Annotated in this window: 15 protein-coding genes; 11 read left to right on the top strand and 4 right to left on the bottom strand. The window is 45.4% G+C overall.

The features are described from left to right. Positions 1 to 478 precede the first annotated feature (478 nt). The 3 genes from ACO6UX_RS18160 to ACO6UX_RS18150 all read left to right on the top strand — a co-directional run bounded on the left by ACO6UX_RS18160 (position 479) and on the right by ACO6UX_RS18150 (position 2,280). A complete protein-coding gene (locus ACO6UX_RS18160; protein WP_422449787.1) occupies positions 479 to 847 on the top strand; it encodes a hypothetical protein in 369 nt (122 codons plus the stop codon). Positions 848 to 890: 43 nt separating this feature from the next. Beyond that, positions 891 to 1,847, top strand: a complete 957-nt coding sequence (locus ACO6UX_RS18155) for an IS1595 family transposase (protein WP_422445623.1) — start codon at positions 891 to 893, stop codon at positions 1,845 to 1,847. Positions 1,848 to 1,914: 67 nt separating this feature from the next. After that, entirely contained in the window at positions 1,915 to 2,280 is a 366-nt protein-coding gene (locus tag ACO6UX_RS18150; RefSeq protein ID WP_422449786.1) for a hypothetical protein, read from the top strand. A gap of 22 nt (positions 2,281 to 2,302) precedes the next feature. On the opposite strand, the gene ACO6UX_RS18145 is transcribed toward ACO6UX_RS18150, so the two are convergent. Next, positions 2,303 to 3,499: an ADP-ribosylglycohydrolase family protein gene (locus ACO6UX_RS18145; protein ID WP_422449785.1), complete on the bottom strand. Its 1,197-nt coding sequence runs from the start codon at positions 3,497 to 3,499 to the stop codon at positions 2,303 to 2,305. A gap of 448 nt (positions 3,500 to 3,947) precedes the next feature. Here ACO6UX_RS18145 and ACO6UX_RS18140 point away from each other — a divergent pair, with 448 nt between their 5' ends. The 6 genes from ACO6UX_RS18140 to ACO6UX_RS18115 all read left to right on the top strand — a co-directional run bounded on the left by ACO6UX_RS18140 (position 3,948) and on the right by ACO6UX_RS18115 (position 20,403). Then, complete coding sequence (locus ACO6UX_RS18140; protein ID WP_422449784.1) at positions 3,948 to 8,984, top strand: pentapeptide repeat-containing protein; 5,037 nt, start codon at positions 3,948 to 3,950, stop codon at positions 8,982 to 8,984. 223 nt (positions 8,985 to 9,207) lie between these two features. Then, positions 9,208 to 10,164, top strand: coding sequence for an IS1595 family transposase (locus tag ACO6UX_RS18135; RefSeq protein ID WP_422445623.1), 957 nt, complete (start codon positions 9,208 to 9,210; stop codon positions 10,162 to 10,164). A 57-nt stretch (positions 10,165 to 10,221) separates the two neighbouring features. Continuing rightward, positions 10,222 to 10,980, top strand: a complete 759-nt coding sequence (locus ACO6UX_RS18130) for a hypothetical protein (RefSeq protein ID WP_422449783.1) — start codon at positions 10,222 to 10,224, stop codon at positions 10,978 to 10,980. Positions 10,981 to 11,863: 883 nt separating this feature from the next. Then, the gene (locus tag ACO6UX_RS18125) at positions 11,864 to 15,283 is read left to right on the top strand and encodes a hypothetical protein (protein WP_422449782.1); all 3,420 of its coding nucleotides are present in this window, start codon (positions 11,864 to 11,866) and stop codon (positions 15,281 to 15,283) included. Between the two features lie 180 nt (positions 15,284 to 15,463). Beyond that, positions 15,464 to 18,883: a hypothetical protein gene (locus ACO6UX_RS18120; RefSeq protein ID WP_422449781.1), complete on the top strand. Its 3,420-nt coding sequence runs from the start codon at positions 15,464 to 15,466 to the stop codon at positions 18,881 to 18,883. A gap of 104 nt (positions 18,884 to 18,987) precedes the next feature. After that, positions 18,988 to 20,403 (top strand): ankyrin repeat domain-containing protein, encoded by a 1,416-nt coding sequence (locus tag ACO6UX_RS18115; RefSeq protein ID WP_422449780.1) that lies wholly within the window; start codon positions 18,988 to 18,990, stop codon positions 20,401 to 20,403. 81 nt (positions 20,404 to 20,484) lie between these two features. On the opposite strand, the gene ACO6UX_RS18110 is transcribed toward ACO6UX_RS18115, so the two are convergent. Continuing rightward, positions 20,485 to 20,934: a hypothetical protein gene (locus ACO6UX_RS18110; RefSeq protein WP_422449779.1), complete on the bottom strand. Its 450-nt coding sequence runs from the start codon at positions 20,932 to 20,934 to the stop codon at positions 20,485 to 20,487. A gap of 626 nt (positions 20,935 to 21,560) precedes the next feature. Between ACO6UX_RS18110 and ACO6UX_RS18105 the strand changes: the two genes are divergently transcribed. Then, positions 21,561 to 21,722, top strand: coding sequence for a hypothetical protein (locus ACO6UX_RS18105; RefSeq protein ID WP_422449778.1), 162 nt, complete (start codon positions 21,561 to 21,563; stop codon positions 21,720 to 21,722). A 106-nt stretch (positions 21,723 to 21,828) separates the two neighbouring features. Here ACO6UX_RS18105 and ACO6UX_RS18100 read toward each other — a convergent pair whose 3' ends face one another. Together ACO6UX_RS18100 and ACO6UX_RS18095 are read right to left on the bottom strand one after the other, a co-directional pair. After that, on the bottom strand, positions 21,829 to 22,527 hold the full coding sequence (locus ACO6UX_RS18100) for a hypothetical protein (protein WP_422449777.1): 699 nt from the start codon (positions 22,525 to 22,527) through the stop codon (positions 21,829 to 21,831). Positions 22,528 to 22,570: 43 nt separating this feature from the next. After that, positions 22,571 to 22,783: a TauD/TfdA family dioxygenase gene (locus tag ACO6UX_RS18095; protein WP_422449776.1), complete on the bottom strand. Its 213-nt coding sequence runs from the start codon at positions 22,781 to 22,783 to the stop codon at positions 22,571 to 22,573. 364 nt (positions 22,784 to 23,147) lie between these two features. Between ACO6UX_RS18095 and ACO6UX_RS18090 the strand changes: the two genes are divergently transcribed. Continuing rightward, complete coding sequence (locus tag ACO6UX_RS18090; protein ID WP_422444684.1) at positions 23,148 to 24,503, top strand: transposase; 1,356 nt, start codon at positions 23,148 to 23,150, stop codon at positions 24,501 to 24,503. The last annotated feature ends 207 nt before the right edge of the window (positions 24,504 to 24,710 follow it).

Below are 24,710 nucleotides of genomic sequence, written 5' to 3'. Positions count from 1 at the left end.
ATCTATCAGAGTCCGGAGTTTACGCCCTTCAACAGGCTCAGGGCGAACAGAGTGCGGAGGCACGACAACCCATAAAACTCATTGAAACCGTGTACTAGTTGTTATTAAAAGGTTGGATTCAATTTTATAAAGTTCGACTGATTTTTATGCTTAAAGTTCAATTTTTCAAGACCTGCGTCCAAAGCATAAACAAATTGCAAACCAGTGGCAGTTCTTGATTCTTGAATGTGTGCATAAAAATACCTGACTCTCAACTACTGTAACTGCGTTTATAGTCAGCCATTTTACTAAAAATACAGCAGTAAAACTTTTCCACCTGGAAGCCGGAAATATCCATTATATCATGAAACTTTCATTTGGATCAGTGGTCAGAGTCGACAGAGTTTCACCTTGCCCCATGAATTCTCATGAGCGTTGGAAACGCTTTGAACATAACCCCTTGTCATCAACTTGATTATTTAGAATATGAGTAATTGTTATGACTTCACCCATATCAGCATCAACTTACCGAAAAATGGCATGGCAAGAACAACAAAATCCTGAAGAAACCAAGGATGCCACGGCAAACACAGGTGCCTCAGCAAAGTTTAATAATTTATCGGCTGAAGAAGTTGTGCCACAGGCTTCTACCAAAATACCGCCACCTGATTTTTACCCATTCAAGTCACAGTACGAAAAAGATTGCTTTGATGAAAGCATTTGCATGCAATCAGTTACATCATCATCAGGTCCTCCTCCGCTTGAATTCAGGAATATGATAAAAATTGAACGCCGGAAAAACACCCTTATGCATCAGGACATGTTGAAATACAACCTGGCATTCGGCTATGTTTGTTTTAAAGGTTGATAGGTCTAAACTGTCGTGATCCCCTGCAATGGGAGGCTACGTTATGAAGCCCCGACAGTTTCAAGATCTTCTTAATGCTGTGCCGTTATTAAGCAGCCAGCAGCGAAATACTCTTATCAATGCTCTATCAGAGCAAAATTCTCCTTCCAATATTGCAAAGTCTATTGAGGATAGTTTTGTACGGGCTCCGAAATGCCCTCATTGTGGATCGGAAGCCCTTCAGCGCTGGGGGAAAAGGAACAAACGCCAACGATTTCGGTGCAAGGTTTGCCGAAAAACACTGAACGCTTTTTCCAAAACACCCTTGGCCCGTTTAAGACGCCCTGAAGCATGGCCGAAATATCTTGAGGGAATGACCCACTCTTTAACGCTTCGCCCGGCTGCCAAGCAATGCGGAGTTTCGTTAAATACATCATTCCGTTGGCGACATCGTTTTTTACAGGTCATTGAGCATGATCAGGCACCAGAACTCAGTGGTATTGCCGAACTCGATGAAACTTTTTTTCGCGAATCTTTTAAAGGTCAAAAAAAAGGCCTGCCAAGACCCGTGAGGAAACGAGGTAGTGATAAGAAGACAGACTGTCGAAAAATACCAGTCATGGTAGCTAGAGACCGAGGAAGTCAGACGGTTGATGGTGTATTGAAAAATGAGAGCGCAGATGAACTCTGTCGCCATTTAAGTGGCCGGATAAATATTGAAACTGTCGTATGTGCCGATGCCAGTCTTGCACATGAAAAGCTTGCGAGAGCGTTAGGATTTACTTTTAAGGAGCTGGTGTCATCCTCTGGAATACGGGTGATAGAAGGTGTTTTTCACTTACAGCATGTGAATGCATACCACAGCCACCTGAAGCAGTGGATTACAGGGATTTTTCACGGAGTTGCCACAAAATATCTATCACACTATCTGGGATGGAGAAGGGCTTTAACTGGCATCAATGCTCTAACATCTGATCGACTGGGCAACAAAATTTTAGAATTTCTTCACTTCAACCCTTAAACGCAACATAGCTCTGGCATTCGATGGATTATTGCAGAAAGATAATTACTCGAAATGTAACAATAAAGTGAAAGAGTTTACAGGTGTTTATGTTTTCAATGGTATTGATTTGAATCATGGCCGCCAGCTTCGCCCCCTTAAAAATCTTGGTCCAAAAGATCCACATTCAATATATGCTGGTCAATTTAACGATGGCACGTTTTTCCTCCTGGCGTTGAATCCGATCCAGTGTGAAAGGCTTTTTAAAGCCGATTCTCACAATAATGTCGGGTACTGTGGTGAATCCTATCTCGCCCAGAGTGGCGGAGAAAACACTCATTCCCTCTATTGCGGAAAGACCTACAAAGAAGCATTAGAAACGTTTGAGTTGGCTTGTAAAGGTAGCGTTGTAGCTGACAACATCAGAAAAGTGCTGGGATTTGAGCCTGACTAAAAATGTAATCAGGCAATCTTTGCTAGTGATTTTGACTGGCTACCTCCCTTGCCAGGTTTTCCAGCTCGTCACCATTGCGTAATTCTTTTAACAGCCGTTGCGGTATATTGCTGATGCCGTTTATGGCTCCGGCGATGGCTCCGGTCAATGCTGCTCTGGCCATATTATTGCCACCGCCATTGCTGGCGGAGAGGGTAGCCATCTCAAAATCAGTCGGGAACCGATACATCAGGTAGTAAGCGGCGGGCAGCAAGTGCATAACCTGACAGTCCATACCAAAGAGATGACTGACGTACTTCGGCTCTGGAATACTGACCAGGTCCGGACGGCGGGCGATGCTACCATTGACCGGGGTTATGAAGCGGTCGAAGCCACCAACAACAGGGGCAATGGCAGGGTTACGAGCCATCGACTTCAGGTAATCTTCCAGCTCATCAACAGTGATGCCATTGATCAACGCCTGGATAACCAGACCGTAGACGATATGGTTACCCCTGACAAAGTGATCACGGTAAAACACCTGCAGCAGCTGGTCCGCTTCACGGGCAAAATGTTCAGGGTCGGAGATGGTGGCAGCAAGGGGAACGAGCAGCAATGCGCCGTCAGATGAATCGTTAGGCGGGACGAACGACCGCAGGTCGTTCCAGCCTATACCCCGGGCTCGATATTTCAGCAAGGCTCGGTGAAGGCTTTCGGTGTAACGACCTGAGAAGGCCTCCCCGCTGAGTGTGGCGTATAAGGTATCCAGACGCTGGAAGAAGTCATTGCCCACAAGCTGTTTTTTTTCATGCAGGCTCTCCAGCAACAACGTGTAAACCTGCCCTGTCTGGGAGAAATCACCAGCGCGTAATCCCTGTTCGTAGCGAAACCGGCTGACGTTGGCGAACCGGTGATCGCCGTCGGGTTTGGGGTCAACATAGTGGTCAACCCAGGTGCCGTGCTCCCTGTGCAGGGCGTCCATATCATAATACCACTGCGTCCCCAGCCCCAGTGCATCACCAATCAGTACACCCATGATGGCACCCGCGGCCCGATTGATTCTGGCCAGATCCTCAGGATCTGCTGGCGTGCTGATCGACTCGTTGTCAACAGCTTCAGCTGTGTTGTTTTCTGGCGTCTGGGTTGCTGTGGCAACGGTAGCCAGGGACAGAAGGATGAGTACCAGCCATCGTTTGATGACAATGTTTATGCTTCTGAAAGTAGCTATTTTTGCCAACATGAGTTACTCCCGTTACTGATGCATGGTTGCAATAAATTGGTGTTTACGGCTTTGTTCGTGCCCAGAATGAAAAGTTTTAACATTAACTCCAGGCATTTAACCTAACCATCAAGTTAGCAGGCCTGACGGAATCAAACAGAGCATCTTGCAGGTGCTCCTCAAATTTGAGCATGGATTGCCTGATGCTTTTTTGGACGGGAACTAATTATTGATCGATTGGTCAAATCCGTTATTTCATAAACTGCCCCGAATCTCCCATACGACCACAGGGATTTAGTAGTCAGGGCGACGCAGGATGCCAAAGCCGGGAACCTTGTCGCCCGCAGCGGCAAAAGACATGGGAGATCGGGAGCACGTTTATGAGATATCCGGGCTAAAAACTACAAAAATTTATGGCCGAATAATGCAGAAACTTTAAATGGGACCGGGAACGATAAAGGTGGACTCAATGATTAATTCGGCCAGCACCAGTAATTTGAACGCCCCTGATAAACAAATCCCTGTCGATGTTAATCTACCAGATGACAACGACAGACAATGCATGACGTTCACCAGAACGGTCCGGGTTAATGACAACATAATGCCCTCAGCTAACGTTCTTTCGAATACGTCTGAAAACATTTCCTCCAGTGATCAGTGCCCACCCGATCCCAAGATAACGGTTAGTAACGCCCATCGGATAATCAGTCTAACGGCTTTTGCCAAGCCGACGACGGCTGAAAGTGCATCGGTCCGCCATAACACCAAAATGGAAACGTCCAGCCTGCCAATAATCGACCAATCGTTTATCAAATCCATTGAGATTCCGGTAAAAACTGCCCTGCTTCAGGAATATCACCCATCCAGTTTTTTACCCCCCTCCCAGACCATAGCGCGTCTTATTCATGGCCTGCAGCACAGCTGCCGGAGTGCAATCTGGGCGCTGGCGATACTGCAACAACGCAAACAGCAACATGATCACCGAGCCCTGTCCTTTCCTGAACAACTGGTACCGTTACTGGTCAAGGCCTGTCTGTTCCATGATTCAGGCCGTGAAGGAGATGGAAAAGACACCTCTGAATGGGAGAAGACCAGCGGTGACAATTTGCAAGAGCACCTGCGTAACTGTGGCATTGAGCAGTCCCTGGCCTGGCAGTGCGGTGAAGCAATTCGCCACAAGGATTTTCCGGATGCCTGCCAGCACCTGCCCGGGGAGATACAGACACTGCGCAGTCTGCTCCATGATGCCGATACGCTGGAGGTTATGCGGGTCAGATGTTGTTTTTATATGGACAAGCTGGAGTGTTTTGCCGACTGCCAGGATGACCAACGCCGTGAAGCGTGGCGCTTTCTGGCCAGAGAGGTCTGTCAGGTGATTGCCAGCCAGGGCGATCTCTGGTACCCCATCGACTTGCTAGACAGCGCCAAAACAGCCAGACAGTTTTTCAGCCAAACCTCTACCCGGTGTGTAAACACGAAAAAGCAGTGGGAACACCATCCTTCGCCACTGGAATATCAGTTATTTACTATAGGCACGCAATCCGATTTCATCAGCAAGCTGATCACGCCTTTTACCGGTCACCCGGTGAAGCCAGAACCAGCCTTTTCCCTGGCCAGGCTGAACCGGCAGAGCGAGAGCGTGGGAGGGAGCAGGATTGGACAGCTGTATAATGACCCCGTTCAGCAACAGTGCTACTACATCAAAACGGCGGTCTCTGTGGAAAGCGCCCGCAATCAGGCACTGATGGCCAATCTCGCACGACTGCTGGGCGTTAATTCCCCCGTCACCTTTGCCCATCAGGAACAGGATTGCAGTTATGTGGTCAGTGAAATTCCCAGTGACTGGCCGGGTAACCTGAAAAGTGGGAAAGACCCTCTGCAATCCCTGCCTGCCAATCAGTGGGCCAGATTGTTACTGGTCAATACCATCGTTGGTAATGAAGCCATGGTCAATGAAGCCTGGGAGAACATTGAACTGACCCCGCAAGGGGAGCCGGTGATGTTGAACTGGGAGTTCGCCGGGATGGCCACACGCTATCCGTGTCCGGATAAACCAGAACCAGCCTCCAAAGAGGATGATTTTTCCTCCATGCCGTTGCTGTTGATAAAACTGCGGGATCCCCAGGCACCAGCAATGAACTCCCACGTTATCCACAACCCCTGCGTGGCTATTCTGTCACAATTGGACGATGAGCTGCTGGGGCAGACCCTGAAAGCGATACTGCGCGAAGTTGACTGGCAAGCTCTGGACCAACAGATCGAACACAGCGGTTTCCTGCCCGGTGACCGTAGCTGGTTACGGCAGACGATTCATGATCGAATCGCCTGGCTCACCACCCGATTTGCCAACAGCGTCGAGGCCGGAGAGCGGGTATCCATGGCAGAGTATCAGGCCATCGCAGCGGCGGGTATCCGCGGGGGCTGGCTGCAGGTTAAGGGCCAGGATATCCGTGGCGGACAGCTCTGCCTTAGCCAGCGACTGGATCAGGACGGCAAGCCGATTACCCGGATGTCTCTCCAGCTGGTCCGGGATGCCAGCAACCGACTGGCAGACAACCTGGCCCTGGAACGGGGATTGCACCATCTGAACACATGGATCAATTACCTTCAGGGGCACCTGAGCGCCAGTTACCGGGACTGGCGCAGCGACCTGGCCAGCCTGGCCGATGAGTGTGACCAATTGGCGCAGCAGTTAATCCGGGATAAAGGGCGATGGAACCGATCTCATCACAACGCCATCGACAAGGCCATAAAAGACCTGCAAGCCAATGTCGCCATCTGCCGGGAGTCTTTAGAAGCAGACAGGCCGTCTATTGGCAAGAATTCCCTGAACTTAATCCAACTGCCTGAACCCACCTTTCCAGCACGGGTCTGTTCGCGGGCCGCTGAAAATAGTGAAGCAAAAGTACAATTGGCTGAATTCAGTCACGGTTTCGCCAGGCAAACAGGTCAGAGCGCCAGTTATTTTAACAAGACTCAGCTTGATTATGTCGGCCTGCGTGCCTCACCTGTGCGAGTGGCTGAACTGAAACCGGTCAGTCAGGAGGGGCATATTGAGTTTATACCCGAGTGGTTGCCTAAGGCACGAGCCTTGCAAAATAGCTTGGCGCTGACCTTGCCCGGACACGGTAAATCAGTGGTTGAAGCGCTGTTCAGTGAGTTGGCAGGGCTGGGCATTCATTGTCAGCGACCGGATGCCAGCGACCTGGAGGAACGGTGGCTGGACGCCCTGGCCAACTATCATGGCTGCCTTGGTGATATGAACCGTACCGTGGCAGCAGTTATTAGCGCGGATGCTTCGGTAATCGCCAGAAAAAAAGCGTTTCTTGAAGAGCTGCTAAAACAGCCCCTTAAATTTGAGGAGCAGCTTCGTTTTCGTGCAGGACGACTGATATATTTCCTTCCGGGGCTGCCACATGGCATTGCCGAAAACCCTGCCCGGTTGTTCTGTCCCGGTCACAATGTCAGTTTTCTTGGCAACACGGACAGTAATAAGACTCTCACGGCCAGCCTGGCAAATGATGGCACTCTTTGTTCCTTTGAGCGACGGACCGACATTGGCCTGGAGCCCACTACGAAGGATATGAATCGTCAGGTTAATGTTGACGCCCGTGATGTGTTTGCCCGTATCCAGCCTGTCGAGCATAAAATCGGGCGTAGTACTTATGGGGGGCTATTGTCCGCGCTGATCAAATCTGAGGCGCTCGGCCGTCTTGATCTCTGTGCGATTGAACATCATTTTGATTATCACAGTTTCCACCTCGGTTTGGAGGCCTTTCGACGTAATATTAAAATAATTCTGCGCTCGCATGATGACTATCAGAAATTGATGCAAGCCCCATATCACGAGATCTTCTTTGCCTACCCTTTGTCATTGTTTGATGAACTGAAAACGCTGCATGTCAGCTCTCCAGAAGACCGGCTAAATTTGTTGCATGCCCTCAAGCGACGCTACAGCCACTGGCCTGACGGACGCCCGCTGGAAGCGCTTTTTCAGTATTCCCCGTCAACCCGTTACTATGAGTTAACTGCTCTATTCAGCAGGATCCCCGGAAACATCAAAATGCTCATCAAGGCCTGTGGCGAAGAAAGTTTAGAGTTGCTGCTTCAACAAAATCCAGAGCTGCTGGAAGGAAAACTGCAGTCGTTGGATGGTTTGAAAATACAGGCTGAGAGATTGGGCCCAGGGCTTGTAGGGTTGGATTTCAGAGGCTGCTCAATGAATGATACCCAACTTAAAAGAACTCAATTCATGCACTGTCAATTCACTATGGAGCAGTTAAACGACGCAAGTCTTGAAGAGGTTTATTTTAAAGGCTGCTCTTTTGAAGGTGAATGCTTTTCATTATCAGTGTTAAAAAGCGCAACATTTACTCCTGCTGAATTAATAAATAGTCAGCCGGTAACAGACAGTATACCCAAGCTATCCCAGGCTATATCGCAATCATGTATCAACAGTCAGGGGCAGTTCAATCTGGAACTATGGCTGGAGGTGATGGAAAAAAGTCATTACTTGCGTCGTCTCGTGGTGGCGGAAGCTTTTTTACAGAGTCGCGTCACTGGCAGGACACCTATGGATGAAACAACCAAAAAAATCCTCGTTGAACAGATTGACAATGTCATCAGCAAGCATCCGGAAAGACTTCAATTTATTGTTGAAGAAGTTTTTCGTATAAGGATGGGTAATATTGAAACTATATCGAATTTTATCAAAAAGAACCCGAAATTCCATGAACGTAAAATTGTAAATGTCAGGAATTTTTACTTTGACTTCAGAACCACCTTCCTTAGAGAAGTACGTGATGAAAATCAAAAGCGCTTTAGCTATGAAACATCGTCATTTCTGACCGATTTGTCAGATTTAGTTGACCCTGAAAAAGATGTGTGTAGCCATGCACCCAAAGAAGAGGTTCTGGCTTTAATTGTAAACATTATAGAATTTGTCATGTTTCCTCTTGAACACGAATACATAGAATTTGGCATCAACACAAACGATGGGGGAGAGCAGAAATCCGAAAAAAGTTTCAGGAGCACAGAAAATAATAAAATGTTGTGTTTTGAATTAGATCATGAAGGTCAAAACATGATAGATAGTTTTAAGGCTAACATTTGTGATAGACATACCCTGGGAAAATACAGAAATCACTTTATAAAAATATGGGAGAGTTGCTCAGATGTGCGTCGATTAGAAATAGCCAAATGCTGCCTGAAGCACAAAATTATAGCTGTTAGCCCTATTACCACAGTGGAATTCATGAAACTATTGATCATTAATCAACAAGGAAAACATTGGCTGGATGACTTTTCAGCGAATATGGACAAACATAAAAAGAATGAATATGAGTGCAATTTATCAATGAAGAAATACTTTCGGAATATCAATGATTATGACAGCACAAAAATAGATGAATCATTAAAGGCTTTTGAGCAATGGATAAAGTCAGAGGCACCCGATTTCACCAGAGCGCAGTCCGGGATTCAAAAAAATCATGACTCATACCTTTGAGCGAAAAGTTACCGAGAAAAACTTTTCCACCAAGAAGCAGCAATTATGCCTCATCACGAAACTTTCATTTGAATTAGTGGTCAAAACTGACAGAGTTCCACCTTGCACCAGGAAATACTCATGAGTGTTGGAAACGCTTTGAACATAACCCCTTGTGGCTATGTTTGTTTTAAAGGTTGATAGGTCTAAACTGTCGTGATCCCCTGCAATGGGAGGCTACGTTATGAAGCCCCGACAGTTTCAAGATCTTCTTAATGCTGTGCCGTTATTAAGCAGCCAGCAGCGAAATACTCTTATCAATGCTCTATCAGAGCAAAATTCTCCTTCCAATATTGCAAAGTCTATTGAGGATAGTTTTGTACGGGCTCCGAAATGCCCTCATTGTGGATCGGAAGCCCTTCAGCGCTGGGGGAAAAGGAACAAACGCCAACGATTTCGGTGCAAGGTTTGCCGAAAAACACTGAACGCTTTTTCCAAAACACCCTTGGCCCGTTTAAGACGCCCTGAAGCATGGCCGAAATATCTTGAGGGAATGACCCACTCTTTAACGCTTCGCCCGGCTGCCAAGCAATGCGGAGTTTCGTTAAATACATCATTCCGTTGGCGACATCGTTTTTTACAGGTCATTGAGCATGATCAGGCACCAGAACTCAGTGGTATTGCCGAACTCGATGAAACTTTTTTTCGCGAATCTTTTAAAGGTCAAAAAAAAGGCCTGCCAAGACCCGTGAGGAAACGAGGTAGTGATAAGAAGACAGACTGTCGAAAAATACCAGTCATGGTAGCTAGAGACCGAGGAAGTCAGACGGTTGATGGTGTATTGAAAAATGAGAGCGCAGATGAACTCTGTCGCCATTTAAGTGGCCGGATAAATATTGAAACTGTCGTATGTGCCGATGCCAGTCTTGCACATGAAAAGCTTGCGAGAGCGTTAGGATTTACTTTTAAGGAGCTGGTGTCATCCTCTGGAATACGGGTGATAGAAGGTGTTTTTCACTTACAGCATGTGAATGCATACCACAGCCACCTGAAGCAGTGGATTACAGGGATTTTTCACGGAGTTGCCACAAAATATCTATCACACTATCTGGGATGGAGAAGGGCTTTAACTGGCATCAATGCTCTAACATCTGATCGACTGGGCAACAAAATTTTAGAATTTCTTCACTTCAACCCTTAAACGCAACATAGCTACCCCTTGTCATCAACTTAATTAATCAGAATACAAGTAATTTTTATGACTTCCCCAATATCAGCATCAACTTACCGAAAAATGGCGTGGCAAGAACAACAAAAGCCTGAAACAACCGAGGATGCTACGGCAAAAACAGGTGCCACAGCAAAGTTTAATAATTTAACGGCTAAAGAAGTTGTTCCAGCTACCAAAATACCGCAACCTGATTTTCACCCATTCAAGTCACAGTCGGAGAAAGACTATCTTATGAAAACCTGGTGCATGCAATCAGTTACATCATCATCAGGTCCTCCTCCGCTTGAATTCAGGAATATGATAAAAATTGAACGCCAGTACAATGACCTTGATTATAAGGACATGTTGAAATACTCCCTAGCATTCGATGGATTATTGCACGAAGAGAAGTACTCGGAATGTAAAGATACCGTGAAAGAGTTTACAGGAGTTTATATTTTCAATGATATAGATTTGAATCATGCCCGCCGATTTAGTCCACATAAATATATTCAACCAAGCGATCCACATTCAATGTATGCTGGTCAATTTGATGATGGCACGTTCTTCCTCCTGGCGTCCAATCCAACCCGGTGTAAAACGTTTTTTGAATACGATTCCCACAATAATGTCGTGTACTGTGGTGAAACATTTCCCACCAAGAGTGGTGGAGAAAACACTCATTCCCTCTATTGCGGAGAGACCTATAAAGAAGCACTAGAAACATTTGAGAAGGCTTGTAGAGGCACCACTGTAGCTGAAAACATCAGGAATTTGCTGGGATTTGAGTCTGAACTAAAAATGTAATCAGGCAACCAATCTTTGTTAAGCCTTTAATAAGGAACTGGAGATAATATTTGCGCTTCAGAATAGGCGAGATCATAGTATTCTAATGTTTTATGAAAAGTGTGATCTCGTTCAGTTATTGACAATTTCTTTAGTGCTAAGGGTCAACCCAGGTTATATCTTTTAAATCCATTTTTCATAAAATCGAGCAACAGATTCTCTAATCAACCCTGCCGCCATTGTGCTCAATACACAGCAGCAAAATTTTCCCACCAAGAAGCTGAAATTATCCCTCATTATGGAACTTTTATCTGGAGCAGTGATCAGAATCCCAAGAGATTCAGTTTGCGCCATGGAATTCTTATGAGCATTGGAACCGCTATGAACATAATCTCTGGTGATTAATTTAATTATTTATAATATGAGGCCATAGCTAAAATTTCGAAAAAATCGGTGCCAAATTTTGAAAAACCGGTGTCAGGAAAACCGATGTTTGGTATTGAATCTTTGATGCCCAAAAATAAAATTCTGATTCCCCAACCATCAACAGACCATATTCGATCAACCGAACAGGTTTCACAAAAAGTATCTGATTAAAGAAGTATTCAGGCAATCATCGTTAACCCGGATATTTCATAAGCAAGATCGGGAGCACGTTTATGAAACATCCTGGTTAAGTCAAAAAACGTTATTTTTAAACCAGCCCACTTTTATTTAATAAAGTTCCAAAATTAGCAAGGCCGGTGTCACGTAAAAACCACGATCAGCTCTTGAATGTGTTCAAAAAGAAAGACTTGCCTCCAATTCCCTGAGCGTAATTAATTCCATGGAACCAAATTGGATTAATTATGTCTGATTAATAAAACTTATCCAATTATTACATAACGTTCTTTCAATAATAATTATGAACAATATCGAAAACACATTTACTCTGCCATCCTGCCCCCGGCCTGTCCCTGAAGGGCACACCACTGGCTCAGAAGAATTGGCGGACACATCAACCACTGCCAGGGCTTCTGCAATCAAACCAGAACTTCATTCTCCGGGCAGTGATATCATCAATGACCCGGAATACTCTCAGCCCGGTGATTTGTCACTGACTGAAAGACAGACGGAGACCAGTCCTGTCGATAAAACGTATCATACACCTGAACTGACCTCAGCTGCCGGGCAGAACCAGCCGGAACAGTCATCCGTCTTCTGTCTTGTCTCTGACGTGTTCATGAAGCCTCTGACTGATGATGATGACACCATCATGGACACTCTTCCCTTTTTCGACATGACACTGCCCAAACCTCTGGAAATTACCACCACGGATGTCCAAAACTTCAAGGATGAATTATCCATCTTTAAAATGGAACTTGATGAGGAATTTCTCGCTGGAAAGTTTCTGGACCTAGATAGTTACCAGTTCCATAGCTTAATCTGCAATAGACTGGCTTATCTCAAACATCTTGCTGATAAATATCAAGCATTCAAAGACAGTTCCTACAAACATGTTGAATGGTATAACACCTTAAAATTTGCCTACATAGAAATCCATGCCACATTTTCCAAACAGCTGTTTCTGAGTGATGATATGTGTAAGGAAATACTGAGGCTGGGCATGCTCTATCGTGATCTCAACAAAATGTTATGTCGATGGCCCTCTGGGGTTGATTTCCCGCACCAGCAATCAGTCAGCTTTCTGAGTGAATCTCTTGTTTGCCATTTGTCATATATCTGTTGTCTTGTGGAGGGCTTGATAAGATACGCTGATTTCAACAAGCACATCGCCGTGCGGGCACCAACAGAACCACTTAACTTCCACACAATTTTGCATGCGCCCCTCCGGGAACACCCTGACATAAAACCACACGGAACCAGCACCCTGAATGAAGGCATCAGCAATATGCTCACTGCCATTGCCACAGGGACATTGGAAACCGTGAACAGGGAAGCTCCTCAAGATATCCTGAAAACCACCTCTGAATACCTTTTCAGCTCAATTGATCGATACAGGAAAGAAGGGAATGATCAAAAAAATTTCCAACCAGGCTGCATTAATCAACTGACGATTGAGCAACATCTATTTTGTGCAGAGTTATTCCATGCTGCTTTAATGGCAGGACGATGGGACGAAGCCGATAAGGCTTTTAAAGCAACCACTCGAATAGTTTTCCATGGCAAGTATTCACTGGAGCCGGTTATTCAGGCACTTAAACATAACACAGCAGGAATCAACATTGAGAACTGGCATAATGATTTTAATGAATACACACAATCCCGCCCCTACTCCCCTGGCATGTATTTTACCCTTGGGCTTGAAGCTGCTTCTACTTACCTGAGTACCCTTCTTGCTCACAAGGAGAGTGCCACGGAGAACCAGTCACCACTAATAAAGGTAATGAAGACGGAAGAGCTGAACCAAATACTGAATGTTCTGGATACATGGACAGACCAGTTGCAGGAGCTTGGCTTGTTGGCCAGTGTTGCAATGAAAGACTGCAAATACCACCGCCGTTTATCTCTCGCCTGGCTAAGATTGCTGACTTTGACCAAAAATCACGAGATGGCCATCAAGAAGAGTTTTCATGAGGCCCAAAAATCCATCATGCCACATAGCGCCTCGGATGGGATAACAAATGACAATCTGCAACCGCTTCCTGCATATCTGGAATCCCGGCTGACACAAATACTTCTCCATAATAATGATATTTTAAAGTTCATTAATAAAGAGTGCAGTGTATTCAATCCAAACATTAACATCTCAGCACTGAACAAAGAATCCTGTGAATCCCTGATTAAAACTTTTGCAGACGATGCACCAACACCACACACCGAATTATTGCTAACGTTCTTCCACGGCTGTTATAACTGTGCAATGCTCGTTGAGCATATTTGTGACTGCGCTTCAATATTCAGTGAGCTGGAGACCTGCCTTACCAGCATTCATACAAGTGAAGCATCACGCTCACTTAAGATGGCCAAAGAGAAATGGAAAGATAAAATCAAAGCAAATGCTTCCGGGATTAAAGAGGAAATTGATAGATTTGACCAGTTAAACCAAAGTTCCAAAACCTTTTTCAAACATGCTTTCAGTCACTTAAAAAAAATCAGAGAACTCAATAATAATGGGCTAGACAAATGCCTGAAAATTGTGCTTTCAGAGTCAATTCAGGCGACTTTATACCACAGTTTGTTACAACTTCAGCATTTGAACTCTGCCCTGATTACCGTTAGCAGTAAACGGATCGACATTCTCAAAAATGAATTTCCAACTGTTATCAACCTTGAACAGGCTACCACAAGTTGTGGGAAAAGATTGAATAAAAATATTACTTTCATAGCAAAGTGCTTAAAAGAGCTGAATGACTCAAAAGAGCTATCATTAGCCAACACCTCTGGCAGGCGTAAACCGAATTCAGGCCAGATTAAAAAAGGTCAACGCAACAATCAAGTCATCAATCACAGTGATACTCTGGCAGGTTTTGCCAATGCAATAACTATCCGGTCAGATACTCAGGAGACCCTCAGTAAAAGAGATTATTTTCAGAAGCAAATAGCCAGCGAAGTGCAGACGATGCAACATCAAGGTTTGCCTGTGGTCTATCTGGGGAGCCGTGCTTATCAGACGCAGATTCAGTCACTTTGGGGGAATAATGCATTTGCGCTGGCAACCGGCAGCCATCTGTTACCAGCCGAAATATCTAATGATCTTATTAATCGCTCAGTCACGCCAAGGGATACCGATCTTTTAGTGCTTGACCAGAAGAAATTCAGTGAAATCAAAACACAAATCTGTATCCGTCTGAAGAAAGCTGCCGGTATAGACGACAATGTGCCAGGGGAATATCAACTGTTTGTTCCTGACAATGACAACAAGTTTTACTACGGCAAAAACTGTTGCTGCTGCAACCTTATTGTTTCTTTAAGTGGAAGTTATTTCCAGAAAGACTGGGCTTATGTGGTTGACTTGATCTCCCCGATGGACTCAGGCCCGTCACCACTGCTCACTTACGATTCCCCCGTGCTGCCTTCAGGTGACTCGACCTGGGCAAGGCCACTGACCAGCATTATGGTGGATGAGCTCAACCTGGCAATCAATCAGGCGGTTAGCGTTAGCCATTTCCGTTCACTGATGGCCATGACGCGCATTAATGTCCTGGCAGTCCTTGAATATTTAGAGCCAAAGCTCGATCCCGTATCACGCATTGTGCTTATGCATGTTCTGGAGCGTCTTCAGAACCGTTACCCCGATGAAGCCCAAGGCAAACTGGCCAGCCATCTGCGCTCCAGGGCATTTAATAGGGTTGCTTATGAAGGATCTAATGAAGCCAATTAAAAAATCAGTGTCTTAGTGAGGACAGTTCCCAAGCCACTTTTATGTACTTTAGTACCAAAATAGATATGACTGGAGCAATCGACTCCTTGAGCGTAATTAAATCTATGGAACCAAATCAGAGTAATTATGTCTGAATAATAAATATATCCAGTTATTATATGCTGTTCTTTAAAAATAATTATGCAAAATATCGAAAACACATTTACTCCGCCGCCCTTCCCCCGTCCAGCCCCTGACGGATACACCACTGAGCACCGCTCAGAAGCATTGGTGGGCGCAGACCCAACGACAGCAGTGGCTTCTGTAATCAAACCAGAACTTCATTTCGTGAGCAGTGATAACATCAATGGCCCGGAATACTCCCAGCCCAGTGATTTGTCACTGACTGAAAGACAGACGGAGACCAGTCCTGTCGATAAAACGTATCATACACCTGAACTGACCTCAGCTGCCGGGCAGAGCCTTCCGCAACCGTCATCAGCCTCCGGCCCTGTCTCCGACGTGTTCATGAAGCCTCTGCCTGATGATGACAGCGTTGTGTGTACTCTTCCCCTTTTCAGAATAACGTCGTCCCCTCAGACAATTACGATAGGGAGTGTCCGAAACTTCAAGGAGGTATTATCCAAACTTAGCGCGCAACTTGATCAGGAATTCCTCGAAAGAACGTTTCTTGATACCGATCGTCACCAGTTCCATAGCTTAATCTACGATAGTCTGATTTCGCTCAGGTGTCTCGCCGATAAATATCTGGTATTCAGAGACAATGCTTACCAACTTGTTGATTGGTACAACACACAAAAGTTCGCTGACAAAAGTCAATATATCAAACTCTCCAAACTGCTGTTTCTGAGCAATGATATGAGTGAAGTAACGCTGCACCTGGCCATGCAGTATCGTGTTCTCATCAAAATGCTATGCCAATGGTACCCCAGGGATGACTCTCCGGGCCAGCAATCCATCAGCTTTCTGAGTGTAATTATTGTCTGCCATTTATCCTTTGTTCGTTGTGTTGTGGAGACATTGCTAAGAAACGGTGATGTCAGAAAAGATATCGCCCTGCGGGCACGAGTAAAACCGCACATCAGGAAGCTCCACTCAATTAAGCATGTGCCACCCCAGAAACACCCTGGCTTTGATCCGAAAGAGTCTGACATGCTAAATGAAGGGATCAGCGATATGCTCACTGCCATTGCTACAGGTGCATGGGAAGACTTGAACAGGAAAAAGCCTATCCTGCATATCGCCTCTGACCAACTTTTCAAATCAATTGATCGATACAGGGAAGAATCTGGTGATCACGAATTTCAACCCGTCTGCGTTGACAATCGGACGATTGGGCAGCATCTATTCTGTGCAGATTTAATACATGCAGCTTCAATATCAGGCCGATGGGAGGAAACCAAAAAGGCTTATGAAGCAACCACTCGAATAGTTTTCCACAGCAAGTATTCACTGGAGCCGGTTATTCAAGCACTTAAACATGACAATACGGCAGGAATTAACATCGAAAGCTGGCATAGTGAACTTGATGAGTATACACAATCCAGATGCTACCCCCTTAGCTATTATTTCATTAAAGGGCTTGGAACTGCTTCTAATTACCTGAGTTACCTTCTTGATCACAAGGAGGCTGAAACTGAGAACCATTCACCGTTAATACCGGTCGAGAAAACCGAGTATTTGCAAAAAATACTGGATACTCTGAACCGATGGGAAGAGCAGTTGCATGAGCTTGACTTATTGCCCGATGACGCAATGAAAGACTGCTCATTCCACCGTCGTTTATCACTGGCCAGGCAAAGAATACAGACTCTGACCAACAATCACGAGACGACCATCAGGAATAGCTTTGATCAGGCCAAAAAAATCATCATGCAATATACTGCCGGGGATGGAATAACAAATGACGATCCGCAACCGCTTTCTGAGTACCTGAAATCCTTCCTGGCACGAACTCTGCTTCAGAAGCATGATATTTTAAAGCTCATTAATAAAGAGTGCGATGCCTACAATCCAGGCATCAACATCTCGGAACTGGACCGAACATCCTGTGAATGGCTAACCAATATTTTCGCCAACAGTGCACAATCACCGCACACTGAGTTATTGCGAATGTTCTCCCAGTGCAGTCATTACTGCGTAGTGCTCATTGAGCAAATTTGTGCATGCGCTTCAATATTCAGTGATCTGGAAGCCTGCCTTACCAGCATTCATACCAGTGATTTATCACCCGCACTTAAGGTGACCAAAGAGAAAGGGAATGAAAAAATCAAAGCAAATGCTGCCGGGATCACAGAGAAAACTGATCAATTCCATAAGTTCAACCAAAGCATCAAATCCAGTTTCAAAGATGCTTTCAGTCACTTAAACAAAATCAGAGAACACGTCATTAATGAAGACAAGTGCCTGAAAATTGTTCTGTTCGAGTCAATTCACGCTACTTTATACGACAGCTTGCAACAAATTATGCATTTGAATGATGCTCTGGCTACCGTTAGCAGTAAACGGGTCGACATTCTCAAAAATGAGTTTCCAACGATTGCCAAACTTGAACAGGCTTCAGCTGGTAACAGGAAAAGATTGAAAAAAAATATTGAATTCATAGCACGCGGCTTAAAAGACCTGGATATCTCTAAAGAGCTATCATTAGCCAAAACCACTGTCAGTCATAAACTGAATCCAGTCCCGACTCATAATGGCCGCTCTAAAAAACAAACCAGAAAAAGCCTTGACTCTCTGGCAAACTTTATCGCAAACAACAACAAATCTGTCAGGTTAGATACTCCGCAGACCCTCACGACAAGAGATTATTTTCATGAGCAAATAGCCAGGGGGGTACAGGCGTTGAATCATGATAAGAAGTCTGTGGCATATTTGGGAAGCCGTGCTTACCAGCTACAGGTTCAGTCACTCTGGGGGAGCGAGGCATTTGAGCTGGCAACCAGCAGCGACCTGTTACCAGCCGAAATATTCCCGGATCTTATTAAACGCTCAGTCACGCCAAGGGATACCGATCTTTTGGTGCTTAACAGAAAGGATTTCAGTAGCATCAAAGGTCAACTCTATGGCTGGCTGGAGGAAGCTGCCAAGCAGGGTGGCTACTTGCCGGATAAGTACGAACCGCTTCATACCAACGACTTCAATGAGGTTTACTACGGCATAAACTGTTGCTTCTGCAACCTCATTCTCCGTTTAAAAGGAACGCGTACAAGGAAAGACTGGATTTATGTGGTTGACTTGATCACCCCGATGGACTCTGGCCCGTCAACACTGCTAAATTACGATTCCCCTGTGCTGGCTTCAGGTGACTCGACCCACGCCAGGTCACTTACCAGCATTATGATCGATGAACTCAACCTGGCAATCGGTCAGGCTGTTGGTCCTGCCCGCGCACTGATGGCAATGACGCGCATTAATGTCCTGGCAGTCCTTGAATGTATAGAGCCAAAGCTCGATGCCGAATCACGCATTGTCCTTATGCATGTTCTGGAGCGTCTTCAGAAAAGTTACCCCGATCCAGCCCAAGGCAAACTGGCCAGCAATCTGCGCTCCAGGGCATTTAATATGGTTGCTTATGAAGGATCTAATGGCACCAATTAAAAAATTAGTGTCGTATATTTTCCGCCCCACATTGCAAGGACAGCTTTTCATCATGACGAAACCGTCATGAGCTATTGCGATTAGCTGCCCGATCAGGAACTTTCATGACGTTTATCTCTCTAATAGAGATGCTGTCATATTGTCCTGATTTCCCGGGAGGTAGTGTGGGTCCAGCAGAAAGATTATCGAGTTCGCTTCCGGTTGTCCCTAGCAGTCTGTCCAGCGACCAATATCCAGAAGATCAGATTACTAACCGTCAATTGCCAACCGCTGACAACCAGCTTGAAGTGGGCACGATGCCCAGACTGGACAATCGTAAAGTGAAACCTGCTGAAACGCTCCCCCCTGAACTGAACGGGCAATTGAACGGAGCAGATACTCTGCCCAGTGTATTAGACCAATGTCGTTCAATTGATGAAGCTCTGTCGTCAGGTGACTTGAACACAGTAGATGATGAGGGATTTACACTAATGACCAGGGCCGCCTATTTTAATCAGCCCGAGCATGTCAGAAAGCTGATTCGTGCAAAAGCTGATGTGGACCAGGCCGACAGTGCCAGTTGGACCCCCCTGATAGCGGCTGCCGACCAGAACTGTACAGAGGTCACCGGGATGCTTTTGGCTGCGGGCGCAGATATTGAGAAGACAGATTCGATGATGTTCGGCCCCTTGCATGCTGCTGCTGAAGTAGGCAACGAAGAGGTTACCCAGATACTGTTGGTGGCCGGAGCAGATGTTGAAGCTGTCAACACCTATGGTTCGACTCCGCTGATGTCTGCCTGCCGCAAAGGGAATAAACAGGTGGCAGAACGACTTGTACAATATGGTGCGGATATCAATGCAAGGAACTGCAAAACCTTCACCTCTGTCTTCCAGCTCGCCTGTTACTACGCCAATGAGTCCAGAAACACAGATCTTCTACGGTTCCTTATCCGGCAAAAGGTAGAAGTCTTCACACTGGACCACAATCATTGGTTTCCGCTGCTGACGGTCATCGCAGGTGGTTTTTCCAGTGAGGTAGAGCTCATCCTGAGCAGGGGGTGGCACAAGGCAGTCATGGGTTATGACTCCCGTCTATTTTACCTCGCCGCCCTCAATGGTGAGGATGAAATACTCAGAATTCTGTTTCAACAAATACCTGATAAAACCAGTACGTTTCAATGCATTGCCAAGGCAACCTCACTGACAGGAAAGTTTCTTGCAGAAAGTCCACTACGCATTATCGACAGGAACTTTAATGAGATTTTATCCATTGAGAATATTGTGGATAGCCCTTACTCATTAAAGTATTTGTGCCGATCGATCATCAAACGATATGCAGCCACTGATCAGTATATAGTTCTGGATCAGTTGCCATTGCCTGATAGTCTGAAAAAATACTGCTGGCAAATTCCTGTTTGTTTGTACAATAAACATGACGTTGCTGTGTGGGCTGATTTTGTCGAATCGCAACGTGTTGCTGATGAAGATGTTGATAATGATAATGTGGGCAGTATCACTGCTGCCCGGTTAAGAAAATAAAATAGAAGAGCAATGTCTATTGATAAACACGTGAAAGAGCAGAAGTGTTGCCATACGTATCAGATCAGGTTAATTCCAGCGCTACCGGCGACGTTTCTTTCTGCCACGCCTGATTGGGCGAGGGTATCTGTCTGAGTTTTCCTCTGGCTGAACAGTGACAGGCCGGGACTGTGTAGTCGGACGGTCATCAACTGAACCCGTTGCCCTGGCAGCTGCAATGTCGGTTCTGGTGCTGCTATCGCTAACGTTAAGCCGGGGCGTCAAGTTATCCGTGTGATCGCACTTGCGATCTTTCAGCCGCTCATCAGCTAAATCAACGCTCAGGTTCAATAAAAATGGCTGGCACATTTCGGCACATAGCACACCAAAGAAACCAGACGCAATCCAGCCGTATCCCAAACTTAATTCCATGCAGAAACAGCATCCCAGACACACCACTGCGGAGCTTTCATCCAGGGCCGCCTCTTGCAAGGCTTGTCGTTCATTCTGACAGGATTGACAGTGCCGAAGATTGTTTCCACTTTGGGCCATTGGTTGATAGTTGCCTGAAATATTCATCGTTCAATAAATCCAGCTTGCCTGACTCATCGAATTGGACTGAATTTATTCACGATTGTTCCCGAACAGTGCCTTTAAAGGAAACATAGCCAAAAAAAACATAGAAAATTTGCCATATCCGGAATCATGACTAGGCTCCATGGTGTTCCGCCAAATGTTGTCCCTGTCATCAGGAATCATGCAATAACGCGGACTTATAAATAAACATTACCTGTCGAACTTTGAAACACTGGAGATTTCTATGGAATCCATTTCAGGGGCCACTGTGCGCTCCGATTGTGTAACGGAGAAACAAGCGCCCAAGACCAGGAGAAAAGGTCTGTGGAGTTGCTTTAGCTGTACCTCTGTTGACCAACCGAAAAGTGAACCATACACACGGAGGTCAACGACAAATGTGCCAAATACTCCGGCGAAAAAATTCTCTCAGGCTCGAAGACAAACCATTAGAGCGCATGTCAAAGCTCACCCCCCGAGCACATCTTCCATCTCCGGAGGCAAAAGTACTGGCTACTCCGGAGCTTCCAGTTTCATGCGAAACACCTTGAGTACAGGATTGGTTGCAGGTACTTTACTCGCCAGCAGCAGTAATCACAGCCGTAGTGCTTATACTTATAGTAGTCACGATGACTGTTACTCTGGTGGCGGCGGTGACTATAGCTTCGGTGGCGGTGAATGCAGCTTCGGCGGCGGTGAATGCAGCTTCGGCGGCGGTGGCGGCGGTGACTGTAGCTTCGGTGGCGGCGGTGGTTTTTAATGATTAGAACTTTTTGGTAGTTCTGTAGTAACAATAAAAGGCTGTTTGAAAGTAGCTAGAAAAAAAACAGCAGGTCTTAAATCTTTACCATGCTCAAAAAGAAAGACCTCTGTTTACTTTCTGCCTATTATTTGATTCTTATTAATGCAAATTAACCGCCCAACATCTTTACATTTTTTATTAATGGCCTTTATTTCCCGGGATAGATTTTTATTCTCTAATTTCAGTCTATCCTTTTCTGATTTCATTACTTTTATTTGCTTATCAATGTATTTCATTTTAATAACTTTCAATCCTCTGCTTTTTTCAGAGTAACCTTTATTCTTCTCAGTTCTTCGCAAATACCTTACAAATTTACAAACGTCTTTATTTTCTTCTTTCTTTAGAACCTGATTAAGTTCTGGTATGGTCAACCCGGCAATTTCCTGACGAGTATATTGTCTTCCATTTATTTCAACGGGCTGATCCAGGTCTCTCTGTATATTTTGACCTGGTAAGACAGGGGGATCAGAAAGTTTCTGTGAGATACTTGCTTGCCCTGATTCTGAAGGCTGTGGACTCTGCCTGACAGCAATCTGGTGATCAGGAGTGGTTATTTTACAACTTTTTTTGCCAAGATCCGCAATGATGGGCCTTTCATCCATTGCTTTGCGCTTATTTATTCGCGGCTCTACCGGCTCTTCCGCAGTTGTTACCGTTTTGCACAATGTCCTTGATGTTTGCTGTTTTCCACCCATAGCCTTTGAGCTGTAAACCATGGAGTTAATTTTTGCAGCAGCAGTAGTGGCAAAAGAAAAATATGTTGCATTCATTTTTTCATTACCGGTTACTAATCATCCATTGGATTCGACAGATTTATAGTTGCAAGGTTCCCCACCTCAATAATTCGCTATGTCGCAGAGTGGTTTCTTCCCGGGCCACAACCCCTAACCTGAGGCCAACTCGCTGATAATGCCTTGAGTCATAGAGTTGCCCACGGTGCATGACTTGAGAGTTATCCCAGAAAACAATATCGCCTTCCTGCCACCGGTGAGTGTAAATGACACAGTTGGCAAGGATTTCATCCAACAGTGCTTGCCAGAATGTTCTGGCCGCTCAGGACTGAGCGCGCGCCAGGCTTCAAGCTGGTCGAGGAAGTGCGTTGTGTGAGGTTATCCATCACATCCGCCACCTCACTGGCGGTCAGATCTTTAATCTTGCATATGCAAAGGAAGACCTGATACCTAATTTTCTAAACGACCGTCTTCATTTCAAGTGCTTCCGGCGTTCTTCCAGAGCCAGTTGATGGGTCAGCTAAAGCGGCCAGTCAGTAATTCCCGATGAATCCTGAAGCACTACAGCCACGAGAGATACAGAAGAGGTAAAAAAATCATGCCCGCACAATTCTTCGACTAAAATTGCATATTACTCAATCATTGTCGTCGAGTCAGTCATGGGTACGGCTATTCAGAAAAATGTCAGGCAATTCAGTGCTTCTTACTTGATAAAAAAGGTATCAGAATGCTTCGACAGCATTCCAGATCATCGTCCAAATAAATGCGTGATACCCTTTCCTAACTTTCTGAAATCTGCTTTTGCGATGATGCATCAAAAGTTCGATTCACTATTAGGGTTTGATGAAGAGCGGCTTGATGAAATCTGCTGTCATAATCTTGAAAAGCTCTATCACGTAAAAGATGGCAAAGTTCCCTCCGATACCAGAATGAGAGAGGTTGTTGACCCGGTTAATCCACTCGGGTTGAAGACGCCGTTTAAAGAATTGTTTTCTGTCGTTCAGCGCAATGGTGCTCTGCAAGCTTATGCATTCGAATGTGGCAAGTTGAAAGATCTTTATCTGCTTCCTATTGATGGTACGGGTCTCTTTTATTCGGGAACCTGCCGCTGTGATGACTGCTGCATTAAAAACGAGGGCAAAAAAAGTGAAACCTTTTACCACAATATTATGGGGGGCTGTATTGTCCACCCTTCCAGAAAAACCGTCATTCCTTTAGCGCCGGAAGCAATTTGCCGACAGGATGGTTCCACAAAAAATGATTGTGAAAAAGCGGCAATAAGACGTTTTCTGGCGCAGACAAAACATGACCATCCACGCCTGAAACTGGTGATTCTTCTGGATGGTCTATATGCGGACAACCCTACCATTGCTCTGATCAGAGAGCATGGCTGGCACTATATTATCGTGGCCAAAGATGGTAACCATGTGTCGCTTATTGAGGCCATGAATGCCCTTTATGACGAAGGCCAGGTTCATCACCACAAAATCGTTGATGAGAAAAATAACACGACTCATAAATTCCGCTACGCCAATAACGTCCCCCTCAATCTTCAGGATGAAACAGAGCGGGTTAATGTTCTGGATTACATTGAAATCGACAAAAAAGGGATCCAGCATGTCTGGTGCTGGGTAACTGATCTTGAATTAACCGATGATACCGTTGAATCCGTGATGCGAGGAGGCCGTTGTAGATGGCGCATTGAAAATGAAACGTTTAATACCCTGAAAAATCAAGGCTATCAACTTGAACACAATTACGGTCATGGCGAAAAACATCTGGCTACGAATTTCGCCTACCTTACTTTTCTCGCATTCCTGGTTGATCAGATTCAGGAATTTTCTTGTCCAAAATTTCAGCAGGCTTTAAATAAACCAAAGAAGCCTACACGAAAGCGATTATGGAGGAAAATCACCAGCTTCTTTCTCACGTTAATGATTGATAGCTGGGACAGTTTGTTTAAAGCCATTGCCCATGGTGCTAAAGCACAAAAGATAGCTTTTGACACATCATGATTTGGCAAGATAGCCAGAATTTTTCAGGGTGATGATAGTTATTTTTCTTAGCAGCGAAAGTTGAGGGTTCTCTTGTGTTTTCAGAAATTATGAGTATGTCAGTTTTCTGGTTGTGGCAGCTGACGTGTATTCATCGGGAGTAGCTGGCGGCCAGTTGATATTGTGTCCGCTGGAAAGACAGCGGATGTCTGAGTGATTGTGAAAAGC

Origin of the sequence: Endozoicomonas sp. ALB091 (assembly GCF_049310265.1) — a bacterium.
Lineage (GTDB): Bacteria > Pseudomonadota > Gammaproteobacteria > Pseudomonadales > Endozoicomonadaceae > Endozoicomonas.
The sequence above is the reverse complement of the archived record's forward strand: the minus strand, read 5'-3'. Positions and strand labels throughout refer to the sequence as shown.

What these genes read in the sequence shown, in the direction of transcription:
- ACO6UX_RS18090 (WP_422444684.1), top strand. Translation starts at nt 23,148, where the DNA reads ATGGGTACGGCTATTCAGAAAAATGTCAGGCAATTCAGTGCTTCTTAC.
- ACO6UX_RS18135 (WP_422445623.1), top strand. Translation starts at nt 9,208, where the DNA reads ATGAAGCCCCGACAGTTTCAAGATCTTCTTAATGCTGTGCCGTTATTA.
- ACO6UX_RS18130 (WP_422449783.1), top strand. Translation starts at nt 10,222, where the DNA reads ATGACTTCCCCAATATCAGCATCAACTTACCGAAAAATGGCGTGGCAA.
- ACO6UX_RS18160 (WP_422449787.1), top strand. Translation starts at nt 479, where the DNA reads ATGACTTCACCCATATCAGCATCAACTTACCGAAAAATGGCATGGCAA.
- ACO6UX_RS18120 (WP_422449781.1), top strand. Translation starts at nt 15,464, where the DNA reads ATGCAAAATATCGAAAACACATTTACTCCGCCGCCCTTCCCCCGTCCA.
- ACO6UX_RS18145 (WP_422449785.1), bottom strand. Translation starts at nt 3,499, where the DNA reads ATGTTGGCAAAAATAGCTACTTTCAGAAGCATAAACATTGTCATCAAA.
- ACO6UX_RS18140 (WP_422449784.1), top strand. Translation starts at nt 3,948, where the DNA reads ATGATTAATTCGGCCAGCACCAGTAATTTGAACGCCCCTGATAAACAA.
- ACO6UX_RS18110 (WP_422449779.1), bottom strand. Translation starts at nt 20,934, where the DNA reads ATGGCCCAAAGTGGAAACAATCTTCGGCACTGTCAATCCTGTCAGAAT.
- ACO6UX_RS18155 (WP_422445623.1), top strand. Translation starts at nt 891, where the DNA reads ATGAAGCCCCGACAGTTTCAAGATCTTCTTAATGCTGTGCCGTTATTA.
- ACO6UX_RS18115 (WP_422449780.1), top strand. Translation starts at nt 18,988, where the DNA reads ATGACGTTTATCTCTCTAATAGAGATGCTGTCATATTGTCCTGATTTC.
- ACO6UX_RS18100 (WP_422449777.1), bottom strand. Translation starts at nt 22,527, where the DNA reads ATGAATGCAACATATTTTTCTTTTGCCACTACTGCTGCTGCAAAAATT.
- ACO6UX_RS18125 (WP_422449782.1), top strand. Translation starts at nt 11,864, where the DNA reads ATGAACAATATCGAAAACACATTTACTCTGCCATCCTGCCCCCGGCCT.